The sequence below is a fragment of the Paraburkholderia sp. RL17-368-BIF-A genome (assembly GCF_046054045.1).
GTDB lineage: Bacteria > Pseudomonadota > Gammaproteobacteria > Burkholderiales > Burkholderiaceae > Paraburkholderia > Paraburkholderia graminis.
In genome coordinates, this window is record NZ_JARESN010000001.1 from 522,694 (window position 1) to 535,388 (window position 12,695).

Sequence of the window (12,695 nt, forward strand, 5' to 3'; positions counted from 1 at the left end):
CCACCCACGCCGCGCGGCACGCACGCCGCGCAAGCACGCGGCGCCTTCAATAAGCGACCGTCGTGAGCTGACGAACGAAACGGCCCTGCTCGAGTTCGTCGACGAACGCGATCGCGTAATCCTCGGCGGAAATGCGGCTGTTGCCTTCGGCGTCGGCGATCAGCGAGTTCGTGCCGGTGCGGAACGTACCCGTGCGCTCCCCCGGCGCGATGATCGCGGCCGGCGAAAAGAACGTCCAGTCGAGATCGGCGACGCTGCGGTAGTAGCCGAGCGCATCGCGATGCGCGAGCGCGACGGCCTTGTAGGCATCCGGGAAACCTTCGCTATCGACGAGCTGTTTGCCCGGCGCGACTTCGAGCGAGCCCGCGCCGCCCACCACCACGAGGCGCTTCAGACCCGCGGCGCGCACACCTTCGACCAGCGCGCGAGTCGCCTTGTCCAGCACGCCGACGTCGCCTTGCGGCGGCGCATACGCGCTCGCCACCACGTCGTGACCGCGCACCGCTGCGCCGACGCTCGCCGCGTCGAGCAGGTCGGCCTGCGCCGCTTTGAGATTCGGCACGTCGGCCGGAACGCGCGCGGGATTGCGCGCAAGCGCCGTGACCTGATGCCCGCGACGCGCCGCTTCGGCCGCAATTCGCGAACCGATCATGCCGGTCGCGCCGAACAATGCGATCTTCAACTGCTTGCTCATTTCAATGCTCCTGTCATTTGTTTATATGTAACCAAGATGATTACATATATGCCGCAAAAAAGAGGGGCCTCGGCCCCCGTCTGTCATTCCGCGCTTATTGCGCGCTCATTGCGTGCGCATTAGCAATCATCGGCGAGCGCGGTTTCAGCTTCAAGCACCCGCGTCACGCATGCGGCCGCCGCTTGCGTTCGCGCGCTCGCTCGGCGCGCAGCAAGTCCGCCGTCGCGTCGGCCAACGTGCGCTGCGCGAGCGACGCCTCCATCGCCTGCTGCGCTTCGTCGATGATTCCGCGCAGCACGACCTGGATGTTGCGCCCCACCATGCACGCCGGATTCGGCTCCTCGCGATGAAGCGCGAAGAGCTGCGCGTCGTCGACTGCGCGGTACACGTCGAGCAGCGAAATCTGCTCGGGCGCCCGGGCGAGCAGCGCGCCGCCGCCCGCGCCGAGCTGCGAGGTCGTGAGGCCCGCTTCGGCCAGCATGGTCAAAAGCCGCCGGATCAGCGCGGGATTCGTATTCACGCTGCCCGCGATCATCTCCGACGAAAGCGGCGTGCCCTCCTGCAAAGACAACAGCGCGAGCACATGCACCGCAAATGCAAACCGGCTACTGGTGTTCACAACAACCCGCCCTGCGACGACAATGTGTAACCATAGTAATTACATTTATCGGCACTGTCAAACGCGTCCGCTCTTCCCGGCCGAACGCACGAACGCGCGCGATTGAATCGGCTCACGCGCATCTCACTTGTCCATCTGCTTTTGCGCATCGCCGCCGTAGCCCGAACCGGACGACGAAGCCGCTGCACTCGTCGACGAAGCCGAGCTTTGCGCCGACCACTGCTGCAGTTTGCGCCCCGCGTTTTCCAGGCTCTCGCCGGTCAGCGACGCGGCTTTGCCGAGCTGCGCCTGCGCCGCGCTGGCGGCGTTCTGCAGATTCGCCTGAGCGCTCGACGCGAGCGCGTTCGGATCGATCGTGACCGTCGGCGCCGAAGCCGATTGAATGTTCTGCTGCGCCGCGGATTTGGTTTCGTCGACCTTCTGGCCGACGTAGCTCGCGGCCTGATCGAGCTTCTGCGACGCGGCCTGCGCGGCGTCGTTGAGCTTGCCGGCAACCTGCCCCGCCGACGCATCGTTCTTCTGGCAGGCCGCGAGACCGCCGAATACGAAGAGGACCACGGCGGCACGGCGCAGCAACGGCGAACGGATGGATGAATTCATGTGTGTATGTGAACCGCGCGAAGCGGCCTCTCTGACGAAAACGCGCTCATCATACGCTGTTGCCGCTGCCTGCCGGACAACGGCTTCATGCGCGATAAATCGACGCGCACGGCGGCCGGCGGCCGTCGCGGTTCTGTCAAAGCTTGTGCGGTAGACTGGCCAACGCAATCGAGCATTGGCTGTGTTCCCTTGACCCACTGGAGGCATACGATGGCGGCAAAGAAGATTCTGTTTCTCACCGGCGATTTCGCCGAGGATTACGAAACGATGGTGCCGTTTCAGGCGCTGCAGGCAGTCGGACACGTGGTCGACGCGGTGTGCCCGGACAAGAAGGCCGGCGACCGGATCAAGACCGCCATTCATGATTTCGAAGGGGATCAGACCTACACCGAAAAGCCAGGGCATCTGTTCGCGCTGAACGCATCGTTCGAAGACGCCGATCCGCGTCAGTACGATGCGCTCGCGATTGCCGGCGGGCGCGCGCCCGAGTATCTGCGGCTCAATCCGAAAGTCATCGACATCGTGCGGCAGTTCGCCGAGGCCGGCAAACCGATCGCCGCGATCTGTCACGCCGCGCAGTTGCTCGCCGCCGCGGACGTGATCCGCGGCAAGCGCATCTCCGCGTATCCGGCCTGCGCGCCCGAGGTCAAGCTGGCCGGCGGCGAGTACGCCGACATTCCCGTCGACGCCGCGATCACCGACGGCAACTTCGTGACGGCGCCCGCGTGGCCCGCGCATCCCGAATGGCTGCGTCAATTCCTCGTTCTGCTCGGCACGCGTATCGAGCTTTGAGCCGGCTCAAATGCCGCGGGCGGCCACGGCGGTCGCGCGCGGCATTTGAGAGTCGTCCTATGGTTCGCGCCGGAGGGCCTTCCTATAGTCACGGGCTGACTTGTGGAGCGGTTTTCGATGGAACTTACCGACTGGATCGTCATTCTCGCCGTCGCGTTGATCGCGATTGCTTTTCGCTGCGCGCGCACGCCGGCCGGCTGGGCTCGTGAAAACCGCGCGCGGCGCCTCGCCGGCACGCGAATGCTGGTGCTGGCAGCCTGCTCGGTCTGGGCGGCTTTGTTGATTCTGGCGCGCTGCGTGTTCGCGCTCGACGGCCTGCTCGGCCTGCGCCCCACGCTCTACCAGGTGCTCGTCGTGGTCGCCGTTCTGCTTGCCTGCGCGTGCTACTGGTCGGTTCGCGGCCGGCAACTGCTGAAGTCACGCCGTTTGTTTGCTTCTTGCTGAGGTGATGTAGCCTGCGGTCACGCCGGCCCACCATCCTGATCGGTTCCGAGCCATCGCCTCGGTTTCCGCTTCACGCAACCCTTCCTGATTTTCGATTCGCTCGCGCCTGCGCCGCCCGCAGGCCGTCGCGGGCACTAGCGCCTCACCGCTCGACCGCTGCCCACGGCAACCCACGTCAGCCCTTACGGGCCCATCCGCAGATTCCCCGGCTTGTCCATCGCCTGATCGTTGGCCGCCACGGATAGCGGTCGCCCGCCGCGCCCTTCACCGCCTTCACGCGCTCGCCCCGCCGCCGGCCGGGCCCCCGCTTCGGGCAGCGACAGATAAAACGTCGTACCGACGCCTTCCGCCGACTCCGCCCAGACCCGCCCGCCGTGCCGCTCGACGACGCGCCGCACCAGCGCGAGCCCAATCCCCTCGCCCGCGGCCGCCGTGCCGTGCAAGCGCTGAAACGCGTTGAACAGCCGCGGCAGCGCGATCGCCGGAATGCCGAGGCCGTTGTCGCGCACGTAAAAGATCCGCAGCGACTGAACGCCCGGCGGCGCGGGCGTCGTGCCGATTTCGATCCGGCCTTCGCGCGACGGGTCCAGATAATTCACCGCATTGCCGATCAGATTCGCGAACACCTGCTCGAGCGCGGTCGGATCGCCCCACACGGCCGGCAAGTCGCTCACCTGCACCTGTGCCCGCCGCGCGCGGATCGAGCCCTGCATCGCGTCGATCACGCGCGGCACGATATCGCGCACCTCCACTTTCTGATGCCGGTATTCGACGCGGCCGATCCGCGACAGCCGCAACAACGCGTCGATGATGTGCGACGCGCGCAGCACCGCCGTCTGCAGATAATGCAGCGCTTCGCCGATGTCCTCGTCGACCACCCGCTCGATGCGCTGCCGCATCTGCGCGTCGATCGACGAATCGCTCAGGGCCGCGCGCAGTTCGTCGCACGCGCGGATCAGTTCCTTCGAAAAGCCCTGCAGATTGACGAGCGGCACGCGCAGATCGTGCGACACGCTGTAGATGAACATCTCGTTTTCCTGCGTCTGCTGCCGCAGCGTCTCGTTGATGCGCGCAAGCTCGTCCGCGCGGCGCGCAAGGTCCGCCTGAAAGCGCGCCTGGATGCGCTCGGCCTCGAGAAGACGCCGGCTGGTTTCGTGCAAGGTCAGGTCGAGTTGCGCGATTTCGTCGTGGCCCGGCCCGATCGGCGCGAGCGGCTCGTTGCCGGCAAGGCGCCCGGCGTTGTCCGACAGGACCGCAAGCCGGCCACGCAAGCCGCGCGTGAAAAGCCACACGGCCAGCGCCACAAACAGCAGCGAGCCGAACACCGCCGCGCCGACCAGCGCCTGCTGCCGCTCGCGCGCGGCGTCGGCGGCATTGGCGCGCTGGCTGTCGAGACGCCGCTCTTCCGCCTGGAAGGCGGCCACCTGCTGGCGAAAGCGGTCGAGCACGTCGGTCTGCGCAAGATCGCCGAAGCGCTCGACGATGTCGTTGCCGCGGCCCGAGCGCAGCATGTCCTGCATGCGGTCGGACCATTGCCGGTAGGCCTGCACCGCCTGGCGCACCTGGACGACGCGTTCGACCTCGGCCGGGTTGTCAGAGACGAGTTCCGCGAGCTGATCGATCCGCCGGTCGACATCGACCCAGACGGAGAGCGGTGTCACAAAGTGGTTGTCGCCGGCAAGCACCGCGCCGCGCAGCGCGACAGACTCGCCGAGTACCGGATCGAGAATCGACGTGGTCTGGCGCAGCACTTCCTGACCGTGGACGGCCCAGCGCTCGGCGTCGGCCGCGTCGGACTGCGCCTTGACCAGTCCTGACAGAAGCGCCAGTTCGAAGACCGCCGGAATCGCGATCAGCAGCAGGCCTTTAGTGGTAAGTCGCATGCGTGCGCATTGGAAGGTGGGCCGCCAGTCGTGTACGGGACGGGACATTATGTCGGCGTTTGCTGCGGAAACAAAGGGTCGGGCTAGCGCCCAAACTTTGGCGGCAGGCGTGTCGATGCAGGCTGCAGGTCGGGCTGCATCCGATGTGCTCGCACACCTTCAGGCTCGACGCCGCGCCCGTAAGCCGGACGAAAACTTTGGACCCGTAATGGATCATAGGAACCAAAACGGGACGTTTCCGCACATCTTTTGTGCTTGGACGCGTGCATTGAAGGTGCAGACTGCGCGACTCGGGGCTCGCCGTCGCAGGCGACAATCCCAATCCGGTGCTCGTTTGCACTGCATTCGGCGGACAAGCACCTTTTTGGCCCGCTTCTTGCATCCAATGCCCGACTTTTTGGCATAAGCGGAAACAACCGATGGATAGCTTGAAAACCGGCACCGATACGCTCTTTCTTTTGCTCGGGGCCGCCATGGTGCTGGCGATGCACGCGGGATTCGCCTTTCTCGAGCTCGGCACGGTGCGCAAGAAGAACCAGGTCAACGCACTGGTCAAGATTCTGGTGGACTTCTCGGTCTCCACGATCGCCTATTTCTTTATCGGCTACACGATCGCGTACGGCGTGCAGTTCTTCGACAACGCCGGGACGCTCGCCGCGCACAACGGCTACGCGCTCGTGCGCTTCTTTTTCCTGCTGACGTTCGCCGCCGCGATTCCCGCGATCGTCTCGGGCGGCATCGCCGAGCGCTCGAAGTTCAATCCGCAGCTTTTCGCTACCTTCGTGCTGGTCGGCTTCGTCTATCCGTTCTTCGAAGGCATCGCGTGGAACGAGCGCTTCGGCGTGCAGGCGTGGATCGCGCAGACGTTCGGCGCGCCGTTTCACGACTTCGCCGGTTCGGTCGTCGTGCACGCGTTCGGCGGCTGGGTCGCGTTGCCGGCCGTGCTGCTGCTCGGCGCGCGCCACGGCCGCTATCACCGCGACGGCGGGATTGCCGCGCATCCGCCGTCGAATATTCCGTTTCTGGCGCTCGGCGCGTGGGTGCTGGCCGTCGGCTGGTTCGGCTTTAACGTGATGAGCGCGCAGACCGTCGACAAGATCAGCGGACTCGTCGCCGTCAATTCGCTGATGGCGATGGTCGGCGGCACGCTGACCGCCTGGCTCGCGGGCCGCAACGATCCGGGCTTCACGTACAACGGGCCGCTCGCCGGGCTGGTCGCCGTATGCGCCGGCTCGGACCTGATGCATCCGCTCGGCGCGCTCGTCACGGGCGGCATCGCCGGCGTGCTGTTCGTCTATATGTTCACGTGCGTGCAAAACCGCTGGCGCATCGACGACGTGCTCGGCGTGTGGCCGCTGCACGGTCTGTGCGGCGCGTGGGGCGGCGTCGCAGCGGGCATCTTCGGCTTGCGGGCGCTCGGCGGAATGGGCGGCGTGTCGTTCGGCGCGCAGGTGCTCGGCACGCTCGGCGGGATTGTCGTGGCGACGCTCGGCGGCACGCTCGTGTACGGCGCGATTCGCCTGACGGTGGGCCTGCGGCTCGACCAGGAGGACGAATACAACGGAGCCGACCTGTCGATCCACAAGATTTCCGCGACGCCGGAGCGCGAAAGCCTCGGCTGATGCAGCGGCTCGCGTGGGCACAAGCCGATGCCAGTGGGCAAGCCGCGGCCTGGTCCGACCTGTCCCCATAGAGCCGCCGAATGTTAGACTTGCGTGCTGGAGATGGCATTCTCCAATGGGTGTCCGGCGTGCGCTTCAATGCACACGCTCACGTCAATCCATTAACCGCCTCGTGCTGATGATGCCTGCTTCCCCGGACCCATGCGGAGGCGGCATCGCGTCTCCCCGCTCAGCCCGGCTTGTCGACTCCGGTTTCAGCAAAGTCCACTCATGTACTGGTCCATCCTGGCCGTCGCTATCGGCGGTGCGCTCGGTTCACTGTTTCGCTGGCTTCTCGGCCTGCGTCTGAACGCGCTATTTCCGTCGCTGCCGCTCGGCACCTTCGCCGCCAATGTGATCGCCGGCTACGTGATCGGCGTGGCCGTCGCCGGCTTTGCGCGCGCGCCGCAGATCGCGCCGGAATGGCGGCTCTTCGTGATCACCGGGATGATGGGCGGACTCTCCACCTTCTCGACCTTCTCCGCCGAAGTCGTGCAGCATCTGCAGGACGGGCGCCTCGGCTGGGCCGCGGGCGAAGTCGCGATTCACGTCGGCGCATCGCTTTGCATGACGGTTCTCGGCATCGCCACGGTCGCGCTTTTATCGCGTTGAGAGAGCGGTTTTGCCGCCGGGCGGGCACATCGCTTGCGCACCTTCGGACGCACCCTTTTCGTTAAGGAGGTGAAAGATGGGCTCAATCAACCCGCAAGGCGCCACTCGAGGCGGAGCAAAGATTGTCGGCGGCGGCATCGGCGAAGGTCCGGGGCCGGAAGTCATGGCGGCTGCCACGCTGGACGGAACGAAGGTGATGTCGTCGGATGGTGAACATGTCGGCAAGATCTCCGACATCATGCTCGACGTGCGCAACGGACGCATCGCCTACGCGGTGCTGTCGGAAGGCGGTTTTCTCGGGATGGGCGCGAACCTGCACGCCATTCCGTGGAGTGCGCTGACGCTCGATACCGACCAGAAGTGCTTCTTCGTCGACATCACCGCGCAGCGCCTGAAGGACGATCCGGGTTTCGACAAGGACCACTGGCCGTCGATGGCCGACCGTGCCTGGGGCGAATCGACGTACAGCTACTACAACCGGGAACCGTATTGGTCCGCGACACGCGGCGTCGTCGAGGACGACCCGGCCATCCGGCCAAGCGAACACTGATGCAGGATGACGCTCGCGAAGGAGCGCGCGTCTGAGTGACCATGCCACCGCGTCGCAATGCGGTGGCATGGATCGCGCGCAAGCAACGCACGATCCCTCTTCACATGGCGCAACGCGCGTGAGTTAGCGCGCAGCCAGCATGCCGATGATGAGCCCGCCGATCAGCGCCATCGTCACCGCTTTCCACGGACTGTCGTGAACGAAATCATCGGTCGATTCGGACACGACGCGATATTTCGTCTTGACCACGTCCTGCGCGTCCGCAAGTTTGTCCTTCAATTCCGAGAGTTTCATCGTGCTGCGGGCACGCAATTCGTCGCTGCCGTTGGGTCGTCCCGCGAGGCTGTCGTCGCGCGACGCATCGGCGGAACCGGAACTGGTGGATTGATAAGACTCGGCCATTTTCAACCTCCCTCTCTTTGCGTTGAGTGGACAACGTTCAGCAAACGTTGTGCCTCGCGTGCGGCTTATCGTTATTAGTTAGGATGGCGATGCTTTTTTACTGCACATGCAAACGTCTGATCAGTGACGGCGCCCCAGCAGACGACGGCATCTATGCCGAAGCCGGCCGCACAGGCACAGCCATTGCGCTCCGTGAAGGCCGGCCGCATTGGCCGGTACGAACGAGGAGCGACACATGAGCATTTTTTCAAGCATTCTCAACAAGATTTTCCCGCACGATCATCCGGCCAACACCGGCTCCGGCGCAGCGGCCGGCGCGGCGGCCTCGCCCACTGCAGCACCCGGCAGCGCGAGCGCTCCGGCCGGCACGCCGGCCACGCCCTCCACCACGGCCGCCGGCAATTCGCAACCGCCTGTCACGCCGATGCCGACCGTCGACGTCGAAGCGGTGCTCGCGAAAATGCAGGAAAGCAGCGGCGAAAAGTTGAACTGGCGCACGTCGATTGTCGATCTGCTGAAACTGCTCGGTCTCGACAGCAGCCTTGCCGCGCGTAAGGAGCTCGCGTCGGAATTGCACTACACCGGCAGCACGGAAGACTCGGCCGCGATGAACATGTGGCTGCACAAGCAGGTCATGCAGAAGCTCGCGGAGAACGGCGGCAAAGTGCCGGACGATCTGAAGAGCTGATAGGCCGGCGCGATAGTTGGTGTGCAACGCCGCGGTCACCCGCGGCTTTTCGCGCGCGATTAACTGCTACAACGTCTTCCTCATGCAAGCGGCAGTCGCCGGACACAGTTGCGCGAACTGCGTGGTGGACTTCACTTCCGCGGCCACTTTGCTTCTGTCGACATCCACGTAGCCCATGCGCCTGAAGAACCCGGCCGCGGTCGTTGTAAGCAGCCACAAGTCGGATATGTCCGACGCTCGCGCCATCGACTCTGCATGAGCGACCAGCATGGTGCCCAATCGCGCGTGACGAGCGGTCCGCGCGACTGCCAGCGAGCGTAGCAACGCATTGACTCCCAACCGCTCGAGCCCAACGCTGCCGACAATCCTCCCACCCTCGTCTTCCGCGACGAGGAAGTCCGCGAGCATGGCTGCATTCACATCGGCGACCGGGAGTTCGTTTTCTGCGAGCAATGCCTTGATGGCCTCAAGGTCTTCGCTTTGTGCAGCGCGCATCTTCATAGTCGATGTTGTCCCCGGGGATGATCCCTGAAGCGAAGTCAGGCGGCTCGGACTGTCGCGTGTCGGCTAAACCGGATAGCCGCAAAGAAAGCAATTGCCGACAGTATCGAGACGAGAAACACTGTCCACTCGACGGCCACGTAACCGTGCGTAAAGCTCCATATGCTGGCAGCGGCAATCGGTGCTACGCCCTTCGCAACGTTGGACGGAAACGAAAGCATGCCACTGACCGCGCCGTAGCCTTCGGTCCACATCAGGTCCTGAACAATGGTGCCGCGAAGGATCGTCATCATCCCATTCGCAGCGCCGTAGCACAGCGCGAAGAGCCATAGCAGCGCGGCCGAATGACCCGCGCCGATCAGGATAAGCGTCGAGACCGGGAACAACGTCACGATGACGATACCCACCGTGCTGATATGCACCCCTCGACCGAACATGAACCAGATTGCTCGAGCGGCGACCTGCGCCGGTCCGATGAGCGCCATGGTTGTCACGAGCACTGCGTTCGATATGCCGCGCTCGACCATGAGCGGCACGAGATGAAATGTGAGCGCGGCGAACGTCGCGTAGTAGGCGGTGAAGCAGACGGCGAGCGCCCAGAAAACGGGCGAACGAAGCGCGCGTTGCGTAGCGGCATCGTTCGTCTGTTTAACTTCGGCGCTGGTCGGCCGTGCTTCGACGTCAAGCCTCGATGAACGGATTGCCGCCACGTGAACAGGAAGGCATATAAACACATTCAATGCGGCGAGGACAACAAGCGACGTGCGCCAGCCGACGGCGCCAACGAGGAACTGCGTCAACGGAATAAAGACCGTGCTCGCGAATCCGGCGACCAATGTAATGAGCGTGATCTTGGTGCGGAAGCTTCGCGGATAACGGTGCGTCACGACCGCGAACACCGGGTCATAAAACGTGGCGGCCATCGAAACGCCCAGGCCAATCCACACGACGAAGAGCACCGTCAACGATTGCGCATCGGCCCACAGCAGCAGCATCGCCGCGGCGATGATGGAGCCGAGGGCCATGACGCGGCGGCCAAATCCGTGGTCGATCCAGCGGCCGATCGGATAGGCCGCGACGCCCGAAACGAGTAAGCCCACGGAAAGCGCCGCGTTCATCGCCGTCCGGCTCCAGCCCATGGCCTGCTCCATTGGCACGACCAGCAGCGAAAAGGAATAGTAGACGGAGCCCCACGATACGAGTTGAGCGACGGCTAGTGCCCACGTCACCAGTCTGTCGCGACTGTCCGTTGTTTCTGTGTCGTCTCTTGCGCTCTCGTCCGGATTCGACGTCGTGCTCAATTTTTTTGGCCTTTCATTTGGCTTCGTGGATTAAAGGTCCGCAGTGCAGCCTTTCTTTTCACGCCGCGGTCGTAACTTTGATATTTCCAGAATAACGGAAACGTCATAGAATGCAAAGCACCAACAGTGATGTATTGCTCGTCATGCGCCGCAATGCCGGCATTGACTCGCCAAACATCCGTGTGCAATTGGAAAGATCAAATAGCAAGGTAATCAGATGACCGTTGATGCAACGAACGACGACCGCAGATTTCCGGCCGCCAGGACAGATTTTTTCGACACCGATATCGCAGCGCGCCTCGGCATGAATGGGCAATCGCCCGTGAGGATTTTGCTGCTCTACGGTTCGCTGCGTGAACGCTCGTATTCGCGGCTGCTAGTCGAGGAAGCCGCCCGCCTGCTGCAGACGTTCGGCGCTGAAACGCGGATTTTCGATCCGCGCGGTCTGCCGCATGCCGACGACGTCGACGTGAAGAACCATCCGAAAGTAAAAGAGTTGCTCGAGTTGTCGCTGTGGTCCGAAGGACACGTGTGGTGCAGCCCCGAGCGCCACGGCACGATCACCGGTTTGATAAAGACGCAGATCGATCATCTGCCGCTCGTCAGCGGCGGCATCCGCCCAACACAGGGGCGCACGCTTGCCGTCATGCAGGTCAGTGGCGGTTCGCAGTCGTTCAACTCCGTCAATCAACTGCGGCAGCTCGGACGATGGATGCGCATGTTCACCATTCCCAATCAGTCGTCGGTAGCCAAGGTGTTTGAAGAGTTCGAAGAGAACGGGCGGATGAAACCGTCCTCGTATTACGACCGCCTCGTCGACGTCATGGAAGAACTCGTGAAGTTCACGCTGCTGCTTCGCGGCCGCGCCGATTATCTCGTCGACCGGTACAGCGAACGCGTGAAGGAAGACCGTCTGCTCGACCCGGCGACCGACCTGGTGACCGACCCAACATCGCAGGCAATTACCGACCATTCGCGGAAAGAAGCACAGACGAGCAACCAATAAAGGTACGTCATGGCAACGTTCGATTCGAAGCTCGCAGTCAAGGCGCTGGCAGCGCTCGCGCATGAGACTCGCCTCGCCGTCTTCCGCCTTCTGGTTACGGCGGGCCCCTCGGGCATGAGTCCGGGCGCCATCGCCGAACAAATGGGACTGCCCGCGCCGACGCTGTCGTTCCATCTGAAGGAGCTTGCGCACGCGGGGCTTATCGAGGGAAAAAGTCAGGGGCGGTTCATCATTTACAGCGCCAGTTATGACCACATGCTGACGCTCATGGACTTCCTGATGGAGAACTGTTGCGCCGCGGATCAGGCAGAGCAATGCGACTGCGCGATCAATGAGACCCAGGCGTGGAGGAAGCCTTAGTGAAGCGCTTCTGCAGATGTCGATTTAAAACTCAATCGCGGCGAGACGTCGTCAGGAGAAATGTGTGACAGAAAACCGAAAGTACAACGTCTTGTTCCTTTGCACCCACAACTCGGCGCGTTCCATCCTTGCCGAGGCTGCGCTTAATCAGCTCGCCGGTGACCGCTTTGTCGGGTACAGCGCGGGCAGTCATCCGGGAACGGCGCCGAACCCCTACGCAATCGCCTTGCTCAAATCGCAAGGTATCGAAACGGACCGGCTGCGCAGCAAGAGCTGGGACGAATTCGCTAAAGACGGCGCGCCGCAAATGGACTTCATCTTCACAGTCTGCGACGATGCAGCCGGTGAAGTCTGCCCGATCTGGCCGGGCCATCCTGCGAAAGCACATTGGGGCGTCGCGGACCCATCGAAGGCAAAAGGTTCGGACGACGACAAGCGCGAGGCATTCCTGCAAGCCTTCGTGCAGATGAAAAAGCGCATAGAGCTTTTCACGAATCTCCCGCTCGAAAAGCTCGACGGTCTCGCCATCCAGCAGCAGATGCAAAGTATCGGCACGTCGCTGCATGAGAAGGGAGAGTAACG

Annotated in this window: 16 protein-coding genes and 1 riboswitch; of the genes, 9 read left to right on the top strand and 7 right to left on the bottom strand. The window is 63.5% G+C overall.

Translation table 11 applies throughout. From position 1 onward, the window contains the following. Window positions 1–46: 46 nt before the first annotated feature. The 3 genes from P0D87_RS02285 to P0D87_RS02295 all read right to left on the bottom strand — a co-directional run bounded on the left by P0D87_RS02285 (window position 47) and on the right by P0D87_RS02295 (window position 1,913). The gene (locus P0D87_RS02285; RefSeq protein WP_053857909.1) at window positions 47–694 is read right to left on the bottom strand and encodes an NAD(P)-dependent oxidoreductase; all 648 of its coding nucleotides are present in this window, start codon (window positions 692–694) and stop codon (window positions 47–49) included. 163 nt (window positions 695–857) lie between these two features. Further along, on the bottom strand, window positions 858–1,313 hold the full coding sequence (locus P0D87_RS02290; protein WP_053857908.1) for an Rrf2 family transcriptional regulator: 456 nt from the start codon (window positions 1,311–1,313) through the stop codon (window positions 858–860). A gap of 123 nt (window positions 1,314–1,436) precedes the next feature. After that, window positions 1,437–1,913, bottom strand: a complete 477-nt coding sequence (locus P0D87_RS02295; protein ID WP_006052943.1) for a BCAL1086 family glycoprotein — start codon at window positions 1,911–1,913, stop codon at window positions 1,437–1,439. 210 nt (window positions 1,914–2,123) lie between these two features. On the opposite strand from P0D87_RS02295, the gene P0D87_RS02300 reads away from it, so the two are divergent. Together P0D87_RS02300 and P0D87_RS02305 are read left to right on the top strand one after the other, a co-directional pair. Further along, on the top strand, window positions 2,124–2,705 hold the full coding sequence (locus tag P0D87_RS02300; protein ID WP_029969212.1) for a DJ-1/PfpI family protein: 582 nt from the start codon (window positions 2,124–2,126) through the stop codon (window positions 2,703–2,705). Between the two features lie 117 nt (window positions 2,706–2,822). Beyond that, the gene (locus P0D87_RS02305; protein WP_006052945.1) at window positions 2,823–3,149 is read left to right on the top strand and encodes a hypothetical protein; all 327 of its coding nucleotides are present in this window, start codon (window positions 2,823–2,825) and stop codon (window positions 3,147–3,149) included. 182 nt (window positions 3,150–3,331) lie between these two features. Here P0D87_RS02305 and P0D87_RS02310 read toward each other — a convergent pair whose 3' ends face one another. Beyond that, window positions 3,332–5,032 (bottom strand): sensor histidine kinase, encoded by a 1,701-nt coding sequence (locus P0D87_RS02310; RefSeq protein WP_029969211.1) that lies wholly within the window; start codon window positions 5,030–5,032, stop codon window positions 3,332–3,334. Between the two features lie 419 nt (window positions 5,033–5,451). Between P0D87_RS02310 and P0D87_RS02315 the strand changes: the two genes are divergently transcribed. The 3 genes from P0D87_RS02315 to P0D87_RS02325 all read left to right on the top strand — a co-directional run bounded on the left by P0D87_RS02315 (window position 5,452) and on the right by P0D87_RS02325 (window position 7,855). After that, on the top strand, window positions 5,452–6,654 hold the full coding sequence (locus P0D87_RS02315) for an ammonium transporter (RefSeq protein WP_006052947.1): 1,203 nt from the start codon (window positions 5,452–5,454) through the stop codon (window positions 6,652–6,654). A gap of 89 nt (window positions 6,655–6,743) precedes the next feature. Then, a riboswitch (Fluoride riboswitch) is annotated at window positions 6,744–6,849 on the top strand. Window positions 6,850–6,924: 75 nt separating this feature from the next. After that, entirely contained in the window at window positions 6,925–7,305 is a 381-nt protein-coding gene (crcB, locus tag P0D87_RS02320) for a fluoride efflux transporter CrcB (protein ID WP_053857906.1), read from the top strand. Window positions 7,306–7,381: 76 nt separating this feature from the next. Next, entirely contained in the window at window positions 7,382–7,855 is a 474-nt protein-coding gene (locus P0D87_RS02325; RefSeq protein WP_006052949.1) for a PRC-barrel domain-containing protein, read from the top strand. A gap of 123 nt (window positions 7,856–7,978) precedes the next feature. Here the strand turns inward: P0D87_RS02325 and P0D87_RS02330 are convergent, their stop codons facing one another. Next, window positions 7,979–8,257, bottom strand: a complete 279-nt coding sequence (locus P0D87_RS02330) for an ElaB/YgaM/YqjD family protein (protein WP_029969205.1) — start codon at window positions 8,255–8,257, stop codon at window positions 7,979–7,981. A 235-nt stretch (window positions 8,258–8,492) separates the two neighbouring features. Here P0D87_RS02330 and P0D87_RS02335 point away from each other — a divergent pair, with 235 nt between their 5' ends. Next, window positions 8,493–8,945, top strand: a complete 453-nt coding sequence (locus tag P0D87_RS02335; RefSeq protein WP_006052951.1) for a DUF3597 domain-containing protein — start codon at window positions 8,493–8,495, stop codon at window positions 8,943–8,945. Between the two features lie 66 nt (window positions 8,946–9,011). Here P0D87_RS02335 and arsN2 read toward each other — a convergent pair whose 3' ends face one another. Together arsN2 and P0D87_RS02345 are read right to left on the bottom strand one after the other, a co-directional pair. Beyond that, entirely contained in the window at window positions 9,012–9,440 is a 429-nt protein-coding gene (gene arsN2 / locus P0D87_RS02340; RefSeq protein WP_321175796.1) for an arsenic resistance N-acetyltransferase ArsN2, read from the bottom strand. A 44-nt stretch (window positions 9,441–9,484) separates the two neighbouring features. Further along, window positions 9,485–10,747, bottom strand: coding sequence for an MFS transporter (locus P0D87_RS02345; RefSeq protein WP_171799826.1), 1,263 nt, complete (start codon window positions 10,745–10,747; stop codon window positions 9,485–9,487). A 304-nt stretch (window positions 10,748–11,051) separates the two neighbouring features. Here P0D87_RS02345 and arsH point away from each other — a divergent pair, with 304 nt between their 5' ends. From arsH to P0D87_RS02360, 3 genes are all read left to right on the top strand, one after another. Then, window positions 11,052–11,753: an arsenical resistance protein ArsH gene (arsH, locus tag P0D87_RS02350; protein ID WP_321175805.1), complete on the top strand. Its 702-nt coding sequence runs from the start codon at window positions 11,052–11,054 to the stop codon at window positions 11,751–11,753. Window positions 11,754–11,762: 9 nt separating this feature from the next. Next, window positions 11,763–12,113, top strand: coding sequence for an ArsR/SmtB family transcription factor (locus P0D87_RS02355; RefSeq protein ID WP_006052955.1), 351 nt, complete (start codon window positions 11,763–11,765; stop codon window positions 12,111–12,113). A 64-nt stretch (window positions 12,114–12,177) separates the two neighbouring features. Then, window positions 12,178–12,693, top strand: coding sequence for an arsenate reductase ArsC (locus P0D87_RS02360; protein ID WP_053857903.1), 516 nt, complete (start codon window positions 12,178–12,180; stop codon window positions 12,691–12,693). The last annotated feature ends 2 nt before the right edge of the window (window positions 12,694–12,695 follow it).

Bases quoted from the DNA above. Each gene is read 5' to 3' on its own strand.
- P0D87_RS02285 (WP_053857909.1), bottom strand. From the start codon at position 694: ATGAGCAAGCAGTTGAAGATCGCATTGTTCGGCGCGACCGGCATGATC.
- P0D87_RS02355 (WP_006052955.1), top strand. From the start codon at position 11,763: ATGGCAACGTTCGATTCGAAGCTCGCAGTCAAGGCGCTGGCAGCGCTC.
- P0D87_RS02330 (WP_029969205.1), bottom strand. From the start codon at position 8,257: ATGGCCGAGTCTTATCAATCCACCAGTTCCGGTTCCGCCGATGCGTCG.
- P0D87_RS02315 (WP_006052947.1), top strand. From the start codon at position 5,452: ATGGATAGCTTGAAAACCGGCACCGATACGCTCTTTCTTTTGCTCGGG.
- arsN2 (WP_321175796.1), bottom strand. From the start codon at position 9,440: ATGCGCGCTGCACAAAGCGAAGACCTTGAGGCCATCAAGGCATTGCTC.
- crcB (WP_053857906.1), top strand. From the start codon at position 6,925: ATGTACTGGTCCATCCTGGCCGTCGCTATCGGCGGTGCGCTCGGTTCA.
- arsH (WP_321175805.1), top strand. From the start codon at position 11,052: ATGAATGGGCAATCGCCCGTGAGGATTTTGCTGCTCTACGGTTCGCTG.
- P0D87_RS02335 (WP_006052951.1), top strand. From the start codon at position 8,493: ATGAGCATTTTTTCAAGCATTCTCAACAAGATTTTCCCGCACGATCAT.
- P0D87_RS02295 (WP_006052943.1), bottom strand. From the start codon at position 1,913: ATGAATTCATCCATCCGTTCGCCGTTGCTGCGCCGTGCCGCCGTGGTC.
- P0D87_RS02305 (WP_006052945.1), top strand. From the start codon at position 2,823: ATGGAACTTACCGACTGGATCGTCATTCTCGCCGTCGCGTTGATCGCG.
- P0D87_RS02325 (WP_006052949.1), top strand. From the start codon at position 7,382: ATGGGCTCAATCAACCCGCAAGGCGCCACTCGAGGCGGAGCAAAGATT.
- P0D87_RS02300 (WP_029969212.1), top strand. From the start codon at position 2,124: ATGGCGGCAAAGAAGATTCTGTTTCTCACCGGCGATTTCGCCGAGGAT.
- P0D87_RS02310 (WP_029969211.1), bottom strand. From the start codon at position 5,032: ATGCGACTTACCACTAAAGGCCTGCTGCTGATCGCGATTCCGGCGGTC.